We start from the raw sequence: 20,730 nt of genomic DNA, 5'->3' as shown, positions 1-20,730 counted from the left end.
TCTCTCACTGAAATTCCTGAAGGCCAGCCCCGCCATGGATCTCGTGCTGCGCAACGCCAACCTGCCCGACGGCCGCACCGGCATCGACATCGGCATCAAGGCCGGCCGCATCGTCGCGGTCGAGCCGCACCTGGCGGCAGAGGCAGACGACGAGATCGACGCCGGCGGCCGGCTGGTGACGCCGCCCTTCGTCGACTCCCATTTCCATCTCGACGCCACGCTGTCGCTCGGCCTGCCGCGGCTGAACCGGTCCGGCACGCTGCTCGAGGGCATCGCGCTGTGGGGCGAGCTGAAGCCGCAGCTGACGCAGGAGGCGGTGATCGCCCGTGCTCTGGCCTATTGCGACCTGGCGGTGGCACAGGGGCTGCTGGCGATCCGCAGCCATGTCGATGTCTGCGACGACCGGCTGCTGGCGGTCGAGGCGCTGCTCGAGGTCAAGCGCCGGGTCGCGCCCTATCTCGACCTGCAGCTGGTCGCCTTCCCGCAGGACGGGCTGTTCCGCTCCGCCACCGCCGAGCGGAACCTGCTGCGCGCGCTCGACCTCGGCGTCGACGTGGTCGGCGGCATCCCGCATTTCGAGCGGACCATGGCCGACGGCGCCGCCTCGGTACGCCGGCTGTGCGAGATCGCGGCGGAGCGGGGGCTGCCGGTCGACCTGCATTGCGATGAGAGCGACGACCCGCTCTCCCGCCACATCGAGACGCTGGCGGCGGAGACCCATCGCCTCGGCCTCGGCGGACGGGTGACGGGGTCGCACCTGACCTCGATGCATTCGATGGACAACTACTATGTCTCGAAGCTGATCCCGCTGATGCGCGAGGCCGGGGTGGCGGCGATCGCCAACCCGCTGATCAACATCACCCTGCAGGGCCGCCACGACACCTATCCGAAGCGCCGCGGCATGACCCGGGTGCCGGAGCTGATGGCGGCCGGCATCACCGTCGCCCTCGGCCAGGACTGCGTCATGGACCCATGGTATTCGATGGGGTCGGCCGACATGCTGGAGGTGGCGCATATGGCGGTGCATGTCGGGCAGATGACCGCGCTCGACGCCATCGGCCGCTGCTTCGCCGCGGTGACCACAGAGGCGGCGAAGATCCTGGAGCTCGATGGCTACGGCCTCGAGCCCGGCTGCCGGGCCGACCTGGTGCTGCTGCAGGCCGCCGACCCGTTCGAGGCGGTGCGGCTGAAGGCGACCCGCCTCTTGGTGCTGCGTGCCGGCAAGCTGATCGCGCGGACGCCGGAGCGGGTGACGGCGCTGGACCTGCCGGGCCGCCCGGTCACGGTCGTCCCGACCTTCGCGCCGGGGTCGATCGCCTAGCGGGATCCGCAGCGAAGGGTCACAGGCTGCCCCTGACCAGGGCCAGGAACCGTGCGCGTTCATCCGGTTGCGACACGCGGAAGCGCTCCCAGTCCGGGCCGGCGCGAAGATCGGCAAACAGGCCGGCCGGGTCCTCGTGGAAATGCAGCCAGGCCTGGCTCTTGCGATAGAACACGCCCGGGCGCGGCTCCCTGAGGCCGGGCAGGGTGCGCAGGGCCGCGATGAGCTCGCCCAGGGTGTCGAGAGCCGCAAGGCCGGCGTGCTTCATCTTCGGGCCGCATCCATGGTGTGGAACGAGACTATTCCATGCCGGCCGGTCCTCCAACCGGTCCGTCAGATCGGGGCTGGGCCGATCGTCGTGGAAGTGTCATGCTGATCCTCCAAAGGGGCCCGCGTGATCGGGCAATCGTCCCGGTCGGCACGGCGGGCCCGTGCAGAAGGGAGGATGCGCATGCCGCAGGAACGCCCTGCCCCCAGATTCCGTAGCGTGGCCCTGGTCGGGCCGTATTCGAGCGGCAAGACCACGCTGATGGAGGCGCTGCTGCACAGCGCCGGCGCGATCCCGCGCAAGGGCAGCGTGGCCCAGGGCAACACCGTGGGCGACGCCTCGCCCGAAGCCCGTGCCCGGCAGATGACGATCGAGCCGAACCTGGCCTCCTGCCGCTATCTCGACGAGGACTGGACCCTGATCGACTGCTCCGGCTCGGTCGAGCTGGCGCAGGACGCGCTGGCCGCGCTGATGGTCACCGACATCGCCGTGGTGGTGGCCGAGGCCGACCCGGATCGCGCCGTGATCCTGGCGCCGCTGCTGCGCTTCCTCGACGAGCACGAGATCCCGCACGTCCTGTTCATCAACAAGATGGACCGGTCCGGCATCCGCATGCGCGACCTGCTGGCCGCCCTGCAGCAGGTCTCGGCCCGGCCGCTGCTGCTGCGCGAGGTTCCGATCCGCGACGGCGACAGCGTCTCCGGCTATGTCGACCTGGTCAGCGGCCGTGCCTACAAATGGCGCGAGAACCAGTCCTCCGACCTGATCGAGGCGCCCGGCGACATCAAGCCGCGCCAGGACGAGGCGCGCCAGACCCTGCTCGAATCCCTGGCCGATTTCGACGACGCGCTGCTGGAGCAGCTGCTCGAGGACAAGATCCCGGCGCCGAAGGAGATCTACACCCAGCTCACCCGCGACCTGCAGCAGGACCTGATCGTGCCGGTGTTCTTCGGCTCGGCCGAGCACGGCAACGGCGTTACCCGGCTGTGGAAGGCGCTGCGCCACGAGGCACCGTCGCATGAGGCGGCGGCGACCCGGCTCGGCTACGACGCCCATGGCGGCTTCGCCGCCACCGTGTTCAAGACCCATCACCAGCCGCATACCGGCAAGCTCAGCCTGGCGCGGCTGTGGAGCGGCCGGCTGGCCGACAACAGCAATCTCGGCAGCCGCCGTATCTCCGGCCTGTACCGGCTGAAGGGCGGCGAGAGCCAGAAGCTGGCCGAGGCCAGCCCCGGCGAGATCGTCGGCATCGCCCGGCTCGACGACCTCGCGACCGGCCAGACGCTGCGCGCCGACGGCACCGCCGAGGCGACCTGGAACTGGCCGAAGCCGGCGGAGCCGGTGCACGCCGTGGCGCTGTCGCTGTCGGACCGCAAGGACGACGTCAAGCTGACCACCTCGCTGGCCAAGCTGTGCGAGGAGGATACGGCGCTGTCGGTGCATCATGTCGAGGCGACCGGCGAGCTGACCCTGGCCGGGCAGGGCGACATCCAGCTGCAGATCGCGGTCGAGCGGCTGAAGAGTCGGTTCAACGTCGCGGTGACCACGGTGCCGACCCGCACCGCCTATCGCGAGACGATCCGGCGGCCGACCAAGCAGCATTCCCGCTTCAAGCGGCAGACCGGCGGCCATGGCCAGTTCGCCGACATCCAGGTCGAGATCCGGCCGATGCCGCGCGGCAGCGGCTTCGTGTTCGAGAACAAGGTGGTCGGCGGCGCCGTGCCGAAGAACTACATTCCGGCGGTGGAGGCGGGGTCGCGCGAGGCCATGGCCCGCGGCCCGCTGGGCTTCCCGGTGGTCGACCTCGCAGTGGCCCTGACCGACGGCCAGCACCATTCGGTCGACAGCTCCGACCAGGCCTTCCGCACCGTGGCGCAGATGGCGATGGCCGAGGGGCTGGCGAATTGCGACCCGGTGCTGCTGGAGCCGATCCAGGCGGTGACGATCGCGGTGCCGGCGGAATACACCGCCAAGGTGCACGCCATCGTCTCCAGCCGGCGCGGCCAGATCCTTGGCATGACCGCGCGCGAGGGCTGGACCGGCTGGGACCTGATCGACTGCCAGCTGCCGGAGGCCGAGATGCACGGGCTGGCGGTCGAGCTGCGCTCGGTCACGCTCGGCGTCGGCAGCTTCACCGCCCGCTTCGACCATCTGCAGGAGCTGATGGGCCGCATCGCCGAGCAGGTGGTGGAGGAGCGCCGGCGGGCTTTGGCGGCGTAGGCTGCGTCGGCCGGTCCGATCACTCGCCGCAGCCCTGGCAGCGGCGAGTGGCCCGGCCTATCACAGCACGGAAGGCGACGATCGGGGGACCACGGGAATGCTGAGCCTGAGGCGGGTGGAGCCGGGGGATTCCGACCGGCTGTTCACCTGGCGGAACCTGCCGCATGTCGCGGTCCACCAGTACACCGACCATGAGATCACGCGGCCGGAGCACGATGCCTGGTTCGCCCGCGTCCTCGCCGATCCGCGCCGGGTCTACTGGATCATCCTCGACGACGACGAGCCGATCGGCCTCGCCAACCTGGTCGACATCGACCAGCAGAACAGCAAGTGCTCCTGGGCCTTCTACCTCGGCGCCAGCGACCTGCGCGGCAAGGGCATCGGCAGCTGGGTCGAGCTCAAGGTGCTGGATTACGTCTTCCTCGAGCTGAAGCTGAACAAGCTGTGCTGCGAGGTGCTGACCAGCAATCCGGGCGTGGTGCGGATGCACCGGCGCTTCGGCTTCCAGGAGGAGGGGCTGCTGCGCCAGCATGTCCGCAAGGGCGGCCAGTTCCTCGACGCCCATCTGCTAGGGCTGCTGCGCGACGATTACCTGCCGCAGCGCGACGCCCTGGTGACGATGCTGCGCGAGCGCGGGGTGCAGACCGAGTAGGCGGCCTACGGGGCCTGCGCCGTGGCCCCGGAGCCCGAATCCACGATCACCAGCATGTTCCCGGCCAGCGGCGTCGGGGTGCGGTCGGGGCGCAGCACCGCGTCGTAGCGGGGGTCGACCTTCGCCGCCGCCTCGTAGTCGACATCGAGGATGCCGTTGCGGTCGAGGAAGATATTCATCGGGCCCGGGACGCGGATGCATCCCTTCGACGCCGGCCGGCCGAGGCGCTGTTCCAGGACGTCCGGATCGGTGGCGTGCAGCAGCAGCCGGATGGTCGATTCCCGGCCTTCCGCCTCCCAGCCCCGCTCGGCGGTCTGCCAGCCGAAATCCCACACCCGCATGCCCGCGAGGCCGAGGCCGCGGATCCCGTTCGCGTTGAAGGTGCCTTCCGCGCGCCAGTCGAGAATCTCATCCGTGTGCAGGAACACACCGGTCGGCGTGATGAAATAGCCGTTCCGGCCTTCCTGGCCGGTCGAGATCTTGGCGCCGCCGAGGCTCAGCCAGCCGCCGGAAGGTTGCGCCACCAGGATGCGCATCTCCTGAACGGCGGGATTGCGATCGACCACCACCACCAGCTGCGGGCGCCGAATGGCGTGGCCGCGGGCCTTGATCTCGGCCTGCGCCAGGGTCGCCCAGCGCTGCTCGCCGTCGGGCTCATCCGTGATCCGGCCGGGCACATCCCGCGCCAGCGCTGCCTGCAGGCGGCTGACCTCGCCGCCGATATCGGCCGTTCCGCCGGACACCGCTCCGGGCATCGCAGAGCTTGGGGATGGCGCCCGATCACATCCCGAGATCAGGAGCGACAGGGCGGCGGCAAGCAGGAAACGTGCGGACATCGGATCTGCACAATCGCAATTGCAGAGAATAAGAAGCTTCCGATTATCTTTGTTCCGCTTGCTCATGTATTTATAACACGGATTATGCGGAATTTCATCGGGATATTTGGAGTGGTAAAGTAGGATGAATGCTTGGCCGGACGGGATGATGATGCTGCGCCGGAGTCCGATTTGCTCGTTCCTTGCCGGCCTGCTGGTCCTGTCGCTGGCTGCAGCGGCCCCGGCGCAGCAGCCGGACGGGACCGGCCGCGCCGCCCCCGCGGGCGGAGTGCTGGCGCTGCTGCCGGCCGATTCCGTGACCCATCACACACTGACGCTCGGCGGCCGGATGCTGGCCTACACCGCCACCGCCGGGACCATTCCCCTGTTCGACCGGAATGGAGAGCGCTCGGCCGCGGTCTTCTACACCGCCTATGCCCTCGACGATGCTGCCGCCCAGGCCCGTCCGGTCACCTTCGCGTTCAATGGCGGACCCGGCGCGGCCTCGGCCTATCTGCAGCTCGGCCTGGCGGGGCCCCGTGCGGTCACCTCCGACTTCACACGGGATCCCGCCAACGCCCGCCTGCAGGACAATCCCGATACCTGGCTGGCCTTCACCGACCTGGTCTTCATCGACCCGGTGGGAACCGGGTGGAGCCGCACGGTCTGGGCCGACAAGTCGGAGGACTTCTGGAGCGAGCGCGCCGATACCCAATCGCTGGCCAAGATCATTGCGCTCTATCTGGCGCAGAACCGGCGCAGCGGCTCGCCGAAATTCATCCTGGGCGAAAGCTATGGCGGCTACCGCAGCGTGAAGGTGGCGCGCGCCCTGCAACGGGAGCAGGGCGTCCTGGTCAACGGCGTCATCATGGTCTCGCCCTTCGTGGAGGGCCGCCTGCAGTTCGGCGCCGACCGCTTCGCGCTGGTGGCCGCGCTGCGATTGCCCTCGCTCGCCGCCGCCGAGCTCGACCGCCGCGACGCCTTCACGCCCGAAGCCCTGGCCGCGGCCGAGCGCTTCGCCCTGACCGACTACCTGACGACCCTCGCCGGACGGCCGCCCGAGGGCGATGCGGCCGACGCCTTCTATGCCCGCGTGGCCGGTCTCACCGGGCTGCCGCCCGATGTGGTCGCCCGGTCGCGCGGCTTCATCGGCGACGCCTATCTCGAGCGCGACAGGGCAGGGGTCGCCAGCCCTTACGACGCCGCATTCCTCGCCCCCGATCCGTTCCCCGAATCCCCAGCGGACGAGGCTCCCGACCCGGTGCTCGATGGCTATACCCAGGCCCTTGGCGGGCTGTTCGTCGGCCTCGCCCATGACGAGCTCGACTTCAGGACCGTGCTGACCTTCAACCTGCTCGACCGCGAGATCGCCCGGAAGTGGAGGTGGGAGGCCCGCAGCATCGTCCAGGCCACCATCGAGCGGGATCTACGGGAACTGTTGGCGCTCAACCCCGATCTCGACATGCTGGTCGCTCATGGCCGCAGCGACATCGTCACGCCCTATTCGGTCAGCCGCTACGTGATCGGCCATCTGCCGCCGCTGGGACGCGAGGGGCGCGTGGCGCTCCGGCTCTACAAGGGCGGGCACATGTTCTATTTCGACGCCGCCGCCCGCGCCGCCTTCACCACCGACGCGGCCGCCTTCTACCGCTCGCAGGAAGCGCCCTAGTTAGGGTTGCGCCAGGGCCGGCAGGACGAAGCGGTCCAGCACGGTCCGGCCGAGCTGGTCCTGCAGGTCGGGCCGGTCGTAGAGGCCGGCGGTGACCACCACCAGCAGATCCTGCTCGGGCACCAGGAACAGCCGCTGGCCGCCCCAGCCGATTCCGGCGGCCCAGCGGATCTCCCGGCCGTCGACCAGCGAGCGGCCGAGCCACCATTGGAAGCCGTAGGCGGCTTGGTCCTCGACCGCGATCTGCGATACCGTGGACTGATCGATCCATCCGGCAGAGATGATCTGTTTGCCCTGCCAGGCGCCGCGGTCGAGCACCAGCCGGCCGAGCTTGGCGATGTCGCGCGGCCGCAGCCGCAGGCCGGAGGCGGCGACCGGGTCGCCATTCGGGTAGCGCACCCATTCGACATCGGTGATGCCGAGCGGCGCGAACAGCACCTCCTGCGCCAGCACGTCGAGCGGCCGGCCGGACACCTGCTTCAGCACGGCCGACAGCAGGGCGGTCGACCCGCCGGTGTAGTTCCAGCGCTCGCCCGGCGTTGCGGCGAAGGGCTGCTCCAGCACATAGCGGTACGGGTCCGGCGCGTCCGACATCAGCCGCTCGCTGTTGCGCGGGTCGCTGTAGGGCAGGTCCTCGCTCCAGGCCAGCCCGCTGGACATGGTCAGCAGATGGCGCAGGGTGATGCGGTCGGTCTCCGACGAGCGCAGATCGGCGTATTGCGGCAGCAGCGACAGCACCGCCGCGTCGATGTCCTTGATCCAGCCATAGTCGACGGCGATGCCGACCAGCAGCGAGGTCACGCTCTTGGTGATCGAGCGCAGGTCGTGCCTGGTTTCCGCATCGTGCGGGATGTTCCCCAGTGGCTGACCCCAGCGCTGGTCCTCGCCGGCGAAGTAGCGCTCATAGACCAGCCTGCCATGCCGCACGACCAGCACGGCATGGGCGTTCGTCTCAGGGCGGTCGAGTGCCGGGCCGACGGCGCAGAGCGTCGCCGGGTCGAAGCCTTCATCGGCCGGGGCGGCGACGGCCCAGCCGTCGTTCATCGCGGTCGGCGCGCGGCAGTCGGGTGGCGTATCCGCGGCCATGGCGGCGGGGGAGGCGAGGAGGGCGATCAGGGGCAGGGCGCGGCGTAGCGGCATGGTCGACTCCGTCTGGGGCGGGGCAGGCCCGATCCGTAGCAGGGGCGCCGGCCCGCCATTGTACCGGGATTGCTCGGCCTTCGATTCACCGCCGCTTGGCCACGGCTTCGCCGCAGAGCGGGACCGATGATGCGGCGCTGGATGTCTCGGGGGAGAGCTCATGCGCGCTTTATCGAAGATCCTGCTGGCCGGGCTGATGCTGGCCCTGGCCGCCTGCGTGTCGTCGCGGCCGGCGGTGCAGGAGGTGACGCTCCATCAGGAGTCGGTGTCGCGCCTCACTGCGCCCGAAGCCGCCGATGGGCTCGTGCCGTCGGGAAGCCAGGGTGCGGCGACGGTCCCGCCGCATCGACGGAGCGAACCCGTCCGGCCGCCGGTCGCGGAGCAAGAGCGGCTGGGCACGCGCTGGGGCGAGGAGATCCGGTCGCCGATCCGCTTCGTCAGCCTGACCCGCTTCTGGCCGGACCGGCCGGAGGCGCAGGTGACGATCCGCTATGACGGCCGCCGCAGCGCGGCGATGGGGCCGGTCAGCACGATCCGCAGCCTGCCGGTCTCAGATGGTGACGTCGAATTCTCAGTGCTCAATGCCAGGGGCACGCCGCTGCGGCTGACGCCGACCGGCGGCGGCGACCTTCGCCTCCAGGGCCGGTCCGGCGATCTCTACCGGCTGGCCTTCAGCAACCGCGGCCGCCGGACGGTCGAGGTGGTGGCCACCGTGGACGGGCTCGACGTGCTGAACGGCCGTCCCGGCACCATCGCCAACCGCGGCTATGTGGTGCGCCCGGGCGAGCGGCTGGTGATCGAGGGCTTCCGCAAGAGCGAGGACGAGGTTGCGGCCTTCCGCTTCTCGGCGCCGGACGACGCCTATGCCGCCAACACGCCGCAGGGCGACCCGCGCAACATCGGGGTCATCGGCGTGGCGCTGTTCTCCCTGGACGACCCGGACAACGAGGTCATCGCCAGCTCGCCCCGGCCGTTCCCGGGCGACGCCCCGCGCGATCCGCGCTTCGCTCCGCCGCCAATGCCGTAACGGCCCTTGCCGATTTCTCATTATCGGGATAGTTTCCCGATCATGAGAAATGATCTCGCCAACGAATTGGAGCCGGTGGATGCCCGGCTGGCCGCGCGCCTGGCGGCACTGCGGGCGGAGCAGGGGTGGTCGCTGGATGCCCTGGCCGAGCGCAGCGGCATCAGCCGGGCGACGCTGTCGCGGCTGGAGCGCGGCGAGACCAGCCCGACCGCCTCGCTGCTCGGCCGGCTCTGCACCGCCTATGGCCGCACCATGTCTGGCCTGATCGCCGAGGTCGAAACCGACCCGCCGCAGCTGCTGCGCCGGGCGGACCAGCCGGGCTGGACCGATCCGGACAGCGGCTTCCGCCGCCGCAGCGTCTCGCCGCCCGCCACCGGCTTTCGCGGCGAGCTGGTCGAGGGCGTGCTGCCGGCCGGCGCCGTGGTCAGCTACGACACCCCGCCGATCCATGGCATCGAACAGCATGTCTGGATGCTGGACGGGACGCTGGAACTGCTGGTCGACGATTTGGTGCACCGGCTCGGCCCGGGGGACTGCCTGCGCTACCGCCTGTTCGGGCCGACCCGCTTCCATTGCCCCGGCCCGCAGCCGGCCCATTACGTCATCGCCCTGTGCAAGCCGTGAGCGCCGCCATGCCCGACACCGCCGTGTCCCCGGTCACCCTGGCGGAGGTCGCCCCCGACGACCTTGCCGCGCATCTCGACGACCTCGCCGAAGTGCTGCATGGCTGCGTGCTGGATGGCGCCAGCGTCGGCTTCGTCCTGCCCTTCACGGTCGCGGCGGCGCGGGCGTTCTGGCTGGGGCTGGAGCCCGCCTTCCGCAGCGGCGCCCGGCGGCTGATCGTGGCCCGGCTGGACGGGCGCACGGTCGGCACGGTGCAACTGGTGCTCGGCATGCCGGCCAATGGCCGCCACCGGGCCGAGATCGCCAAGCTGCTGGTGCATCCGGCCGCGCGGCGTCGCGGCATCGCCCGGGCGCTGATGCTGGCGGCCGAGGATCTGGCGCGCCGGCACGGCCGCACCCTGCTGCTGCTCGACACCAGGCGCGGCGACAGCGGCGAGGCGCTGTATGAGAGCCTCGGCTTCCGCCTGTTCGGCATCGTCCCCGGCCATGCCTGTTCCCCGGCCGGCGTGCTGGAGGACACCAGCTACATGCTGAAAGAGTTGCGGCCGTAGGCGGTTCGTCCCGGCAATCCCCAACGCGCGCACTGTTTTGCCACGCCGGCTCGGCTAGACTGGCAGGATGGCGCGCTTCCTTCCCCGTCGCCGCTGGACCATCGGCCTCTCCGCCCTGCTCGCGACCCTGGCCGGGCTCGCGATCGCGGCGCGCGGGCTGCTGCCCGGCTGGGTCGAGGCGGAGGCGATCGCCCGCCTCAGGGCCGAGGGCGTGCCGGTCGAGCGGCTGACCGTGTCCAGCGTCGATCTCGGCTCGGCCGAGATCGGCGGCATCGCCGTGGCGGACGGGCGGATTACGATCGACCGCATCTCGCTCGGCTTCAACCCCTGGACCCTGATCCGCGACGGCCATCTGACCTCGATCGCGCTGTCCGGCGTCTCAATCCGTCTCGGCATCGACCGCTCCGGCTCGCTGGACCTGCCGAGGATGGAGGTGCTGGAGGGCGGTAGCGGCGGAGGAGGGGGGCTGACCCAGATTCCGTTCCGGACCATCTCGGTCAGCGACAGCACGATCGTGATCGACACCCCCTGGGGCCGGATCCGCACCCCGGTCGAGGCCGAGGGCGCGGTCAACGAGCTGGGCCGGCTGGTGTGGAGCGGCCGGCTGCGCCCGGCCGGTGCCGGCGCCGCGGCCCAGGCCAAGTTCGACCTGACCAACACCCCCGAGGGCCAGATCTATGGCGGCGTGCAGCTGGAGCGGGCCAGCTTCCGGTCGGACCAGCTGTCGCTGAACGGGGTCACCGGCTGGATCGCCTATGGCGGCGAACGCGACGCCAGCGGCGAGATCCAGGGCGCGCTGACGGTCGCCGAGGTCGTGCGCGGCACGGCGCGGTTCCGCGATTTCGGCGTGCAGGGCAACGGCACGCTGCAGCGGCTGCAGCAGCTGATCGTCGGCGCCAAGATCGGCACCGGCGAGGGCACCTTCGGCCTGCAGCTGCAGGGCGCGAAGCAGGGCGACGGCACCGACCTGGCGGTGCAGCTCGCCGCCAACGATCTGGCGGCGGTGGTGCCGGCCCTGGGCTTCGAGGGCGGAGTGACCGGCAAGGCCAACATCAACGCCTGGCTGACGCTGCGCACGCCCGGCCTGCCCAGCCTCGACGAGCTGCCGCAGCTGCTGGCCGACGGCTTCATCCGGGTCTCGACCGACGGCGTCCAGGCCGGCAGCGGCGTGGCGCTGCAGACCGGGCAGCTCAGCGCCACCATCGACCTGTCCGGCGGCACGCTGACCCTGGCCGGCAGCCGGCCGTGGAAGGTGGCGGGCCGCTTCGCCTCCGGCAGGCTCGCGGTCGATCTCGACTGGCTGCCGGGCGACGGCGGGCCGCAGCGCCTGGAGTTCAGCCGCGAGGCCGACACCTGGTGGACCCGGCTGGCCGGTGCCACCAAAGGCAATGTCGCCGGCTACGACGTCGCCGGCTCGATCGACGCCGAGCTCGGGCTGAACGATGCCGGCCAGGCCAAGGTGCGGGTGCCGAAGGCGGTGCTGGACCTCGACCCCTTCGAGGCGATCGGCCTGACCATCGACCCCGGCCCGATGACGGCGTCGGGCGAGACCACCGATGGCGGCTGGACGGTGACGCTGTCGGGCAGCTCGGCGATCGGCCTGCCGGGCAAGGCGGGCGGCAACGCCACGGCCGAGGGCACGGTCCGGGTCGACGCCGTCGGCCAGCATCTGACGGTGCGGCCGGTGCATGGCGAATGCCTGTCGCTGACCGTGCCGGCGCAGGATTTCACGCCGCGGCTGCGCCTGACCCAGCCGGCGGTGGCGCAGCTGTGCCCGGATGCCGAGGGCCGGCCGCTGCTGGAGACCGACCTCGACAGCGACCTGCCGCCGCTGGTGCGTGCCGCCGTGCCGGCCCTGGCGCTGGACCTGTCGATCGGCGCCGGCGCGGGCGCGACCCGGCTGACCGCGACCACGCCGGTCCTGGCCATCGCCCCGGCGGCGCAGCCGGAGGGCAGCTACCGCCTGACCGCGGCCGACGGCGAGTTGGCGCTGCCGGGGGCGGGGCTGACCGTGGAGGACGTCGATGCCGACGTCGCGGTCGTCCCCGGCGCCTCGGTTCCGTTCGACGCCAGCCTCACCGCCGCGCGGCTGGCGATCGAGGGCAACCCGGTGATGCCGATGAAGGCGGCGCTGCGCAGCCGGCTCGACGCCGCCACCGACACGCTGTCGCTCGAGGCCGAGCTGACCGACCCGGAGGGCCGCGCCCGCGCCGCCGGCATCGGCACGCATGACCTCACGACCGGCGACGGCGGCCTCGACCTGGTGCTCGACCCGGTGCGGTTCCGCCGGCGCGGACTGCAGCCGAAGGATGTGGTGCCGGCCCTGGCCGGGCTGCCGCTGGCCTGCGTCGACGCCCGGATGGAGGGCAGCGGCCGGATCGCCTGGGGCAGTGCCGCGGAGACGGCGCTGGATCTGCGGCTGCGCAACGCCGCCTTCCGCACGCCCTGGGGCCGGGCCGAGGGCGCGACGGCCCAGTTGCGGCTCGACCGGTTCTCGCCGCTGCGGCTGCCCGCCGGGCAGCGGGTCCGGATCGGCCGGTTCCTGCTGGATGGTGAGATGCCGCCCTTGACCGATGTCGACGCCCGCTTCGGCTGGAGCCAGGCCGGCGGCGTCGACCTGCGGCGGCTGGCGCTGGACTGGACCGGGGCGAAGATCAGCGTCGAGGGCGGCTCCGGCCGGCGCCGGCCCTCGGTGCTGAAGATCGAGGGGCTCGACCTGGCCCGCGCGGTGGCCGCGGCCGGGCTGGACGACGTGCGGGCCACCGGCATCGTCGACGGCACCATCCCGTTCCGCCTCGACCGCGACACGATCGTGGTCGAGAACGGCGTGCTGGCGACGCGCGGCCCGGGCGAGATCCGATATGGCGGCGCGACGATGCCGGACGAGATCAAGGCGGCGGCCGCCGCCGAACCGGGCATGGACACGCTGATGACGGCGCTGCGCAATTTCCAGTACCAGTCGTTGCGGGCGACGCTGGACGGCCGCAGCGACGGCGAGGCCAATGTGAAGCTGGCGGTGCGCGGCTCCAACCCCGACCTCTATGGCGGCGTTCCGATCGCGCTCAACGTCAACCTGTCGGGCGAGCTCTACGTCATCGCCCGGCGCAGCCTGGCGCTGGCGCGGATCGGCGACCGCATCCGGGACTATTACGTGGAGCGGCTGAGGCGCCGGACCGAACCGCGATGCTGAAGGGAAGGGGCCCGATGACCGACCGAAGCCGCGCCGCCGGCCTGTGCCTCGCCGCGCTGCTCGGCGCCTGCTCGCCGGTGATCCGGGTCGAGGCGCCGGACAAGCCGATCGAGATCAACCTCAACGTGCGGGTCGAGCAGGACGTCAAGGTCCAGGTCGACCGCGAGCTGCAGAAGGTGGTCGGCAAGAACCCCGCGGCGCCTTGACAGAAATAGGGGATGCGCGGCCGGCAGCGCCGCGCATCCCCAACCACCGGACGCGATCTTCAGTCTAGGAGGGAACAAGACAGTGGCCGTTAGGAGCGGTCTGTCGCGTCCGGTTTCTCAGGCAAACCGCCGAGACGGGTCGACCTGAGACCTCAAAAGGCCAGGTTGATGCCGGTCAGCAGGTTGGCGTTCTCGAAATCCTTGCCCTCGCGGAAGTTCTGCTTCTCGTAGATGACTTCCGCATAGGTGTTCAGCCCCGGTGCGAGCGTGTAGGTCAGGTTCACGCCGGCGATGTGGTTGTCCTGCAGGTCCGTTGCGCCGGTGTCGGGTTGCTCCAGGCCGTTGTTGCTGCCGGCCCAGGTATAGGCATAGGACACCGAGGTCAGGAACGGACCCCACTGGTAGCTCAGGTCGCCGATGACCGTGTCCACCGACTTGCTGGTCAGGTACAGGCTGGAGTAGTGGGTCCAGTTCACGCTGGCGGCGATACCGCCCGACTTGACCCGGCCGCCGAGGGTGTAGGCCTCGAGGTCGTGATGCTCCGGATTGTTGTCGGTGGTGACGCCGTTGCCGTAGGCGGCCGTGGCGGCGACGCGCAGATCGACATCGCCGCCGATGTCGCCGTCCCAGCCCAGGCCGCCGGTGACGACGTTCTCGTACAGCGTGCTGCTGTCATTGATCAGGTCGTTGCGGCCGCCGGGGCCGGCATGGGTCGACCCGCCCACGACCGGGGTGAAGTCGGCGCCGAAGCTGAAGCCATTGATCGTCGGCGAGGTGTATTTGATGCGGGTGTCGTCGTTCGTCAGACCGCCGAGATAGGTGGCATCGATCGAGTAGAAGTTGCCGCCACCCAGCGGGAAATCGCCATCCAGCAGGTCGCCGAAATCCATGCCGCCGGCACCCACGGCACCGGCCAGTTCGTCATGGGCGTAGACATAGCCGAAGTCGTCGGCGACGGTCGGCCCGTCGCCGAAGGTGATGGTGCCGAAGTCTCCCTTCACATAGACGTAGGTGCGGTCGACCTGGACGCCGTCCCGCCGGTTGACCGAGTCGAAGCGGATGCGGCCGCCATATTCGAGCCCGGAGTCAGTGACGTTCTTGACGTCGAACTGCATCCGCGCATTGGTCTGGAAGTCGTAGTCGCGGTCGAACTGCGAGTGGTCGGTGTCGGAGAGCACCAGCGCCGACTGCGCCGCGATGAACCCGGTGATCTTCAACTGCAGACCGGACGTCACATTCGCATCGGCCGCCGACGCCGGCATCGCTCCGATCAACGCGGCAGCGGCCAGCGCCGTGCCCCCCAGCAATACCTGCTTCATTCTGCCTCCCTCTACCCGCACCGACGCGGGGCGGTTCACTCGAGACGCCCGCCTGACGGCCGGGCTCTGTGGCGTCGAAGGCACACGCGATGGGGCTGGGTGGCCGCTTGCTCGGGTGCCTGAGACAAAGGGACCCTAAGCTGGCGCAAAAAGGTAACATACATACAAAAATGTATACTTCGTTGTGACGACGATCTGTTGCCGGCGGGCCACACCGCCTGCCATCAGGGGCGGCGCGAGAGCAGGACGATGGGTGGGTGGGGAAGCGCTGTTGGGGGCGGCTTGCCGGACCCGGCGGCCCCCGTCGCAGCGGTCAAGTCACATCGGCATTCTGGCCGGGACAGACGGATTAGCCGGGCGTCTCCTCGCCGTCCCAATACCGCCGCAGCCCCGACATGTCGAAGATGTCGTCCCGCGTGCGCAGGGCGCCGACCGCCATCTTGTTCGAATCCGGGTAGACGCAGACCTCGTTCGGGTTGTGCTCGCCGATCATCAGATAGCTGCAGGGGCCTGGGCCGCTGTTCAGGAAGGAGTGACCGACCTTCCGGCCGGCGGGGAAGCAGACATAATCGCCCGCTGTCAGCTCGTATCGTTCATCGCCGAGGATCAGAGTCACCTGGCCCTCGAGGATCAGCGCATGCTCCTCCTCCAGCATGTGGTAGTGGGTCGGGCACAGGCGCATTCCCGGCGCCGGCGCTTCGATCAGCATGCCGACGTGATAGTTCGGTCCGACGGCAGCCTCGGTGAGATGCTTCGAGCGACCGCCGAACCGCGTACTTCCACGCAGGCCTTCATCGCGCCATGTCAGCTGATGCGAGGAGATCGGCCCCTTCGGCGTGGCGGGCGGCTCGGGCGCCACGGCATCGGCGGGCGGGGCGACGCCGTCCGGCAGGCCGGTGTCCTCGCCGTCCCAATAGCCGCGTGTCGCCGCCAAGTCGAGGATCACCCGCCGTCCCAGGGACCGCACCAGCACCTTGTTGGTGTCGGTGTAGACGCAGACCTCGTTCGGGTTGCGCTCGCCCACCACCACGTAGCGGCAGACGGCATGGCCGGTGTTGACCAGGCAGTGCCCGGCCTTCTGCCCGGCCGGGTAGCAGACATAGTCGCCGGCCTTCATCTCGTAGCTGTCGGCGCCGAGGCGCGCGGTGACCGTGCCTTCGAGGATGTAGACATGCTCCTCCTCGAAGATGTGGTAGTGCGCCGGCACGCTCTGCTTGCCCGGCCCCAGCTCCTCGATGGCGACGCCGACATGGTAGTCGTCGCCGAGCACGGCGCGGGTCAAGTGCCGGTAGCGCGTGGTGAAGCGCGGGATGTCGGACCATTCCTCCCACGGCACGTCGTTGGACGAGATCGGCTTGGCCGGTGCGGCGGTCTCGTTCGTCATGCGTCTGCTCCCCCCTTTGAGGCCGCCGGATCTTGGACCAGAAGCGGCTCCGGTCAAAGCCGGTGTCTCACGGCTCCGTCGGCCGGCGATGCGCCAGGGCCAGGGAGCGGGCGAGGGCGGCGCCCAGCGACAGGCCGTGGGCGTCGCGCAGATAGGTCTGGAAATCGTAGATCGTCACCGCCGGGCAGGTCTCGAATTCCAGGATGTGGACGCCACCATCCTCGCCGGCGCGGAGGTCGACCGAGAAATAGTCGCGCAGGCCGAAGAGCTCGGCCAGGCGGGGCACCAGGGCTTCGGCCGCCGCGACGATCCGGGCCGCCGCCGGACCGGATTCGGCGCGCAGATCCGACAGCTGCGGGATGAAGGCGCGCTGCTGCTCTTCGCCGAAGCCGGTCCGGCCGCCCTCGGTGTCGCGGCTGCCCGACAGGCTGGCATTGTCGCGCATGGTCATGAAGGCGCCGCCGGCCTCGCTGCCCGAATCCTTGCCCAGCCGGGCGATGCCCAGCGATGCCGCCAGAGGCCGGCCGACATCCATGTAACTGACGCGGATATCGTGGCCCGGCAGGAAGGGCTGGATCACGGCCCGGTCGCGGTAGCGGTCCCACAGCCGCGCCGCGACCTCCAGGGCCGCCGCCGCGTCCGCGGTCCTGGAATCGGCGAAGATGCCGATCTTGGCGCCGAGCGTGTTCGGCTTGACGAAGAACGGTCCCGGGCCGTCCAGCACCGCGGCGCCGGCGATCACCCGCCGCCCCTCGGCCAGGGCGGTCGGCGGCACCGGCAGGCCGGCCGCTTCGGCCAGGGCCGTGCATTTGAACTTGTCCTGGCACAGGTGCTGGGCCTGGGGCGGGCTGCCGTAGCTGCCGATCCTGGCCAGCCGCGCCAGGGCGCTGACCGCGCTGCCGCGGTAATAGGTGATGCCGTCGGTCTGGCACCACAGAATGGTGTCGTTGCGCCGGGCGACGAGGCCGGGCAGGGCGCCGATCAGCCCGTCGAGCTCGAGGAACTCGGCCTCCAGCCCGGCCTCGCCGAGCGTCGCCGTGAGCTCCGGCCGGATCGCTTCCAGATCCGTCGCCTGGGCCAGATAGCAGGCGACCTCCGCCGCGGCGGCGGGCTCGAAGCCGGCCGCCTCCAGCCGCGCCCGGCACGCCGCCTCGGGTTCATAGACGATGACCACGCGGCGCAGCGGAAGGGGCGGCATCGGCGGCTGCTCCTGGATCAGGGAAAGGCGCAGACCTCGTTGGTGACGCGGATGAAGCTGCGCTCGCCCTCGACCAGGCTGAAGCGATACTCCTTGTCGCCGACCACGATGGTCTGGAACAGCGGCAGCACGCCGGTGGCGGTGGCCTGCTTGCCGTCGATGCCGCGGAAGTTGACGGTCACGCTCTTGGCCGGGTCGAACCAGGACTGCGCCTTGTTGGCGTCGTCCACCGCGCTCTCGCCCCGGCCGGTCACGGCGATGGTGTTGTTGGCGAAGGCGACCGAGCTGTTGGATCCCGCCGCGTTCTGGGTCGGCAGGATGAAGCGCTTGCTCTCGCCCGGCTTGCAGTCGCGCGGCGCCGAGGCCTGGTCGATGTAGAAGGCCAGGCGCTGCGGGTCGAGCCCGGTCTGCAGCCGCTGCGCCACCTTGTCGGCCAGCTCGCGATAGGTGCCGGTCGGCACCTCGCGCTCGAATCGGGCCATCAGCTCGCGGTACTGGATCTGCGCCGTCTGCGCCGCCGCCTGCAGCCGCACCCGGTCCTGCTCCAGCCCGGTCTTGTCCTGGGACAGCGTGCCGACCTGGGCCTGCAGCGTCGCGATCTGGCCGCGAGTCCGCTCGACTCCGATCTGATAGGCGAAGGCCGCCACCACCACCAGCACGGTGATCGAGAAGAAGACGCGGATGATCGCGCCCCAGACGCGCCGCCGGTAGCGACTCTCCGGATCGTAGAGACCGAGACCCATGAACCCCATCCAAATCCTTTGCCGGCGGTCGCCGCCGCCGTAGCATGGCGACAGTTACGACAGCGGGCCCCCGGCCGCCAAGCCCGTCGCGACGGGCGCAGCAAATCGGGCGGCAGTCCGGCCTGTCGGCAAGAGAGAATTCTGGAGGAGCGCAGCGTGGGTCCGATCCATCACTTCATCGACGGCAAGGCCGCGCCCGGCCGCAGCGGCCGGGCCGGGGATGTGTGCAACCCGGCAACCGGCGAGGTCTCGGGCCGCGTCGACTTCGCCTCGGCCGAGGAGGTCGCCGCCGCCATCGACTCCGCCCGCAAGGCGCTGCCCGGCTGGGCGGCGACGCCGACGGTGATCCGGGCCCGCGTGATGTTCCGCTTCAAGCAGCTGATCGAGGAGAATATCGAGGAGCTGGCGCGGATCGTCACCGCCGAGCACGGCAAGGTGCTGTCCGACGCCAAGGGGTCGATCCAGCGCGGCCTCGAGGTGGTGGAGTTCGCCTGCGGCATCCCGCATCTGCTGAAGGGTGAGTTCAGCGAGAATGTCGGGCGCGAGATCGACAGCTTCTCGATCCGCCAGCCGGTCGGCGTCTGCGCCGGCATCACGCCGTTCAACTTCCCGGTGATGGTGCCGATGTGGATGTTCTCGGTCGCCATCGCCTGCGGCAACACTTTCGTGCTGAAGCCGTCGGAGAAGGACCCGTCCGCCGCCAACTGGCTGGCGGCCAAGCTGATCGAGGCCGGTGCCCCTCCGGGCGTGCTCAACGTGGTGCATGGCGACAAGGTCGCGGTCGACACGCTGCTGACCCATCCGGGTGTGGCGGCGGTCAGCTTCGTCGGCTCGACCGCGATCGGCGAGTACATCTATGCCACGGCGGCCGCGCACGGGAAGCGGGTGCAGGCGCTGTGCGGCGCCAAGAACCACATGGTGGTGATGCCGGATGCCGATCTCGACAAGGCGGTCGACGCGCTGATGGGCGCGGGCTACGGCTCGGCCGGCGAGCGCTGCATGGCGATCTCGGTGGCGGTCGCGGTCGGCGATGTCGGCGACAAGCTGATGGCGAAGCTGGAGCCGAAGGTGCGGGCGCTGAAGATCGGCCCCGGCACCGACCCCGACGCCGAGATGGGGCCGCTGGTGACGAAGCAGCACTACGACAAGGTGCGCGGCTATGTCGACATCGGCGTCCAGGAGGGCGCCAAGCTGGTGGTCGACGGCCGCGGCCTGAAGCTGCAGGGCTACGAGAACGGCTACTTCGTCGGCGGTTGCCTGTTCGACCAGGTGCGGCCGGAGATGCGGATCTACCGGGAGGAGATCTTCGGGCCGGTGCTGTCGGTGGTGCGGACGCCGGATTTCGCGACCGCGCTGGACCTCGTGAACAAGCACGAATACGGCAACGGCACCGCGATCTTCACCCGTGACGGCGACGCGGCGCGGACCTTCGTCAGCAACTGCAATGTCGGCATGGTCGGCGTTAACGTGCCGATCCCGGTGCCGATGGCATTCCACAGCTTCGGCGGCTGGAAGCGCTCGGCCTTCGGCGACCTCGGCATGTACGGGCCGGACGGGGTGCGCTTCTACACCAAGCTGAAGACGGTGACCGAGCGCTGGCCGACCGGCATCAAGGGCGGCGCCGAATTCACCATGCCGGTGATGCGGTAAGCGATCCGCGCACGACGTAGGTTGGGTTCGCGCTCCGCGAACCCGACATCGTGCCGCATGGAGCCTTGTAAATGTTGGGTTCGCTTGGCGAACCCAACCTACGGGTGCTGATCGTCAACCCGCCACGGCCAGGCCTGGCGACGCCTTGGCCTGCTGGTGTGCCTCGGCCACGGCGCGATCGCGGTGCTCCGGCCCCATCGACAGGCCTTCGGCGCGAACGAAGTCGATGTCGGTGACGCCGATGAAGCCGAGGATCGTGCGCAGATAAGCCTCCTGGTGATCCAGCGCCTCGAGGCCGGCGGTGTAGATGCCGCCGCGCGAGGAGGCGACGATCACCTTGCGGCCGCCGGCCAGGCCGACCGGGCCGGTCTCGGTGTAGCGGAAGGTGCGGCCGGCCTGGGCCAGCCGGTCGATCCAGGCCTTCAGCTGGGTCGGCACCGCGAAATTGTACATCGGCGCGCCGATCACCACGACATCGGCCGACAGGAACTCCCCGACGATGCTGTCGATCAGCGCCCGCTCCTCGGCTTGGGCCGGCGTCAGCTCGCTGTCCTTGCCGAACTTGATCACCGCCAGCCGCTCGGCGGTCAGGTGCTCCGGCGCATCGGCGACGAGGTCGCGATACATCAGCTCGGCCTGGGGATAGCGGGCGCGCCAGGCGTCGACGGTCGCCCTGGTCAGCTGGCGCGACACCGAGGCGTCGCCGAGCGGGCTGGAATCGATCTGCAGGATCTTCATGGACCCCTCCATGGG

At 70.2% G+C, this 20,730-nt stretch carries 18 protein-coding genes; 10 read left to right on the top strand and 8 right to left on the bottom strand.

Translation table 11 applies throughout. The features are described from left to right. Positions 1–34 precede the first annotated feature (34 nt). Complete coding sequence (locus AAHM41_RS08130; RefSeq protein ID WP_342236049.1) at positions 35–1,321, top strand: amidohydrolase family protein; 1,287 nt, start codon at positions 35–37, stop codon at positions 1,319–1,321. 19 nt (positions 1,322–1,340) lie between these two features. Here the strand turns inward: AAHM41_RS08130 and AAHM41_RS08125 are convergent, their stop codons facing one another. Further along, positions 1,341–1,589 carry a hypothetical protein gene (locus AAHM41_RS08125; RefSeq protein ID WP_342236024.1) on the bottom strand — a complete coding sequence of 83 codons (249 nt, stop codon included), beginning with the start codon at positions 1,587–1,589 and terminating at the stop codon, positions 1,341–1,343. Between the two features lie 183 nt (positions 1,590–1,772). On the opposite strand from AAHM41_RS08125, the gene AAHM41_RS08120 reads away from it, so the two are divergent. Beyond that, a complete protein-coding gene (locus tag AAHM41_RS08120; protein WP_342236023.1) occupies positions 1,773–3,809 on the top strand; it encodes an elongation factor G in 2,037 nt (678 codons plus the stop codon). Between the two features lie 97 nt (positions 3,810–3,906). Then, positions 3,907–4,461, top strand: a complete 555-nt coding sequence (gene pseH, locus AAHM41_RS08115; RefSeq protein WP_342236022.1) for a UDP-4-amino-4,6-dideoxy-N-acetyl-beta-L-altrosamine N-acetyltransferase — start codon at positions 3,907–3,909, stop codon at positions 4,459–4,461. Positions 4,462–4,466: 5 nt separating this feature from the next. On the opposite strand, the gene AAHM41_RS08110 is transcribed toward pseH, so the two are convergent. After that, positions 4,467–5,363 (bottom strand): hypothetical protein, encoded by an 897-nt coding sequence (locus AAHM41_RS08110; RefSeq protein WP_342236021.1) that lies wholly within the window; start codon positions 5,361–5,363, stop codon positions 4,467–4,469. 58 nt (positions 5,364–5,421) lie between these two features. Between AAHM41_RS08110 and AAHM41_RS08105 the strand changes: the two genes are divergently transcribed. Further along, positions 5,422–6,945, top strand: coding sequence for a S10 family peptidase (locus AAHM41_RS08105; RefSeq protein WP_342236020.1), 1,524 nt, complete (start codon positions 5,422–5,424; stop codon positions 6,943–6,945). On the opposite strand, the gene AAHM41_RS08100 is transcribed toward AAHM41_RS08105, so the two are convergent. Then, a complete protein-coding gene (locus AAHM41_RS08100) occupies positions 6,946–8,085 on the bottom strand; it encodes a serine hydrolase domain-containing protein (RefSeq protein WP_342236019.1) in 1,140 nt (379 codons plus the stop codon). A gap of 160 nt (positions 8,086–8,245) precedes the next feature. On the opposite strand from AAHM41_RS08100, the gene AAHM41_RS08095 reads away from it, so the two are divergent. The 5 genes from AAHM41_RS08095 (at position 8,246) to AAHM41_RS08075 (ending at position 13,683) form a co-directional block, all read left to right on the top strand. Further along, positions 8,246–9,112: a hypothetical protein gene (locus AAHM41_RS08095; RefSeq protein ID WP_342236018.1), complete on the top strand. Its 867-nt coding sequence runs from the start codon at positions 8,246–8,248 to the stop codon at positions 9,110–9,112. 42 nt (positions 9,113–9,154) lie between these two features. Then, complete coding sequence (locus AAHM41_RS08090; RefSeq protein WP_342236017.1) at positions 9,155–9,736, top strand: helix-turn-helix domain-containing protein; 582 nt, start codon at positions 9,155–9,157, stop codon at positions 9,734–9,736. Between the two features lie 8 nt (positions 9,737–9,744). Beyond that, positions 9,745–10,287 (top strand): GNAT family N-acetyltransferase, encoded by a 543-nt coding sequence (locus AAHM41_RS08085; RefSeq protein WP_342236016.1) that lies wholly within the window; start codon positions 9,745–9,747, stop codon positions 10,285–10,287. Positions 10,288–10,354: 67 nt separating this feature from the next. After that, the gene (locus AAHM41_RS08080; RefSeq protein ID WP_342236015.1) at positions 10,355–13,477 is read left to right on the top strand and encodes an intermembrane phospholipid transport protein YdbH family protein; all 3,123 of its coding nucleotides are present in this window, start codon (positions 10,355–10,357) and stop codon (positions 13,475–13,477) included. Between the two features lie 14 nt (positions 13,478–13,491). Beyond that, on the top strand, positions 13,492–13,683 hold the full coding sequence (locus AAHM41_RS08075; protein ID WP_342236014.1) for a YnbE family lipoprotein: 192 nt from the start codon (positions 13,492–13,494) through the stop codon (positions 13,681–13,683). 152 nt (positions 13,684–13,835) lie between these two features. On the opposite strand, the gene AAHM41_RS08070 is transcribed toward AAHM41_RS08075, so the two are convergent. The 4 genes from AAHM41_RS08070 to AAHM41_RS08055 form a co-directional block, all read right to left on the bottom strand. Then, the gene (locus AAHM41_RS08070) at positions 13,836–15,002 is read right to left on the bottom strand and encodes a porin (protein ID WP_342236013.1); all 1,167 of its coding nucleotides are present in this window, start codon (positions 15,000–15,002) and stop codon (positions 13,836–13,838) included. 349 nt (positions 15,003–15,351) lie between these two features. Beyond that, positions 15,352–16,386, bottom strand: coding sequence for a cupin domain-containing protein (locus AAHM41_RS08065; protein ID WP_342236012.1), 1,035 nt, complete (start codon positions 16,384–16,386; stop codon positions 15,352–15,354). A gap of 67 nt (positions 16,387–16,453) precedes the next feature. Continuing rightward, the gene (locus AAHM41_RS08060) at positions 16,454–17,584 is read right to left on the bottom strand and encodes a hypothetical protein (protein ID WP_342236011.1); all 1,131 of its coding nucleotides are present in this window, start codon (positions 17,582–17,584) and stop codon (positions 16,454–16,456) included. Positions 17,585–17,601: 17 nt separating this feature from the next. Further along, on the bottom strand, positions 17,602–18,327 hold the full coding sequence (locus tag AAHM41_RS08055; protein WP_342236010.1) for a hypothetical protein: 726 nt from the start codon (positions 18,325–18,327) through the stop codon (positions 17,602–17,604). Between the two features lie 156 nt (positions 18,328–18,483). Between AAHM41_RS08055 and AAHM41_RS08050 the strand changes: the two genes are divergently transcribed. Next, entirely contained in the window at positions 18,484–19,977 is a 1,494-nt protein-coding gene (locus AAHM41_RS08050) for a CoA-acylating methylmalonate-semialdehyde dehydrogenase (protein ID WP_446719435.1), read from the top strand. A gap of 114 nt (positions 19,978–20,091) precedes the next feature. Here the strand turns inward: AAHM41_RS08050 and AAHM41_RS08045 are convergent, their stop codons facing one another. Then, the gene (locus AAHM41_RS08045) at positions 20,092–20,715 is read right to left on the bottom strand and encodes an FMN-dependent NADH-azoreductase (RefSeq protein WP_342236009.1); all 624 of its coding nucleotides are present in this window, start codon (positions 20,713–20,715) and stop codon (positions 20,092–20,094) included. Between the last annotated feature and the right edge of the window lie 15 nt (positions 20,716–20,730).

The organism is Inquilinus sp. OTU3971, from assembly GCF_038440215.1.
The sequence above is the reverse complement of the archived record's forward strand: the minus strand, read 5'-3'. Positions and strand labels throughout refer to the sequence as shown.

Excerpts from the sequence above, each read along its gene's own strand:
- pseH (WP_342236022.1), top strand. The coding sequence starts at position 3,907 with ATGCTGAGCCTGAGGCGGGTGGAGCCGGGGGATTCCGACCGGCTGTTC.
- AAHM41_RS08110 (WP_342236021.1), bottom strand. The coding sequence starts at position 5,363 with ATGAGCAAGCGGAACAAAGATAATCGGAAGCTTCTTATTCTCTGCAAT.
- AAHM41_RS08065 (WP_342236012.1), bottom strand. The coding sequence starts at position 16,386 with ATGACGAACGAGACCGCCGCACCGGCCAAGCCGATCTCGTCCAACGAC.
- AAHM41_RS08090 (WP_342236017.1), top strand. The coding sequence starts at position 9,155 with ATGAGAAATGATCTCGCCAACGAATTGGAGCCGGTGGATGCCCGGCTG.
- AAHM41_RS08105 (WP_342236020.1), top strand. The coding sequence starts at position 5,422 with ATGAATGCTTGGCCGGACGGGATGATGATGCTGCGCCGGAGTCCGATT.
- AAHM41_RS08125 (WP_342236024.1), bottom strand. The coding sequence starts at position 1,589 with ATGAAGCACGCCGGCCTTGCGGCTCTCGACACCCTGGGCGAGCTCATC.
- AAHM41_RS08070 (WP_342236013.1), bottom strand. The coding sequence starts at position 15,002 with ATGAAGCAGGTATTGCTGGGGGGCACGGCGCTGGCCGCTGCCGCGTTG.
- AAHM41_RS08045 (WP_342236009.1), bottom strand. The coding sequence starts at position 20,715 with ATGAAGATCCTGCAGATCGATTCCAGCCCGCTCGGCGACGCCTCGGTG.
- AAHM41_RS08060 (WP_342236011.1), bottom strand. The coding sequence starts at position 17,584 with ATGCCGCCCCTTCCGCTGCGCCGCGTGGTCATCGTCTATGAACCCGAG.
- AAHM41_RS08085 (WP_342236016.1), top strand. The coding sequence starts at position 9,745 with ATGCCCGACACCGCCGTGTCCCCGGTCACCCTGGCGGAGGTCGCCCCC.
- AAHM41_RS08100 (WP_342236019.1), bottom strand. The coding sequence starts at position 8,085 with ATGCCGCTACGCCGCGCCCTGCCCCTGATCGCCCTCCTCGCCTCCCCC.
- AAHM41_RS08075 (WP_342236014.1), top strand. The coding sequence starts at position 13,492 with ATGACCGACCGAAGCCGCGCCGCCGGCCTGTGCCTCGCCGCGCTGCTC.
- AAHM41_RS08055 (WP_342236010.1), bottom strand. The coding sequence starts at position 18,327 with ATGGGTCTCGGTCTCTACGATCCGGAGAGTCGCTACCGGCGGCGCGTC.
- AAHM41_RS08130 (WP_342236049.1), top strand. The coding sequence starts at position 35 with ATGGATCTCGTGCTGCGCAACGCCAACCTGCCCGACGGCCGCACCGGC.
- AAHM41_RS08120 (WP_342236023.1), top strand. The coding sequence starts at position 1,773 with ATGCCGCAGGAACGCCCTGCCCCCAGATTCCGTAGCGTGGCCCTGGTC.
- AAHM41_RS08095 (WP_342236018.1), top strand. The coding sequence starts at position 8,246 with ATGCGCGCTTTATCGAAGATCCTGCTGGCCGGGCTGATGCTGGCCCTG.
- AAHM41_RS08080 (WP_342236015.1), top strand. The coding sequence starts at position 10,355 with ATGGCGCGCTTCCTTCCCCGTCGCCGCTGGACCATCGGCCTCTCCGCC.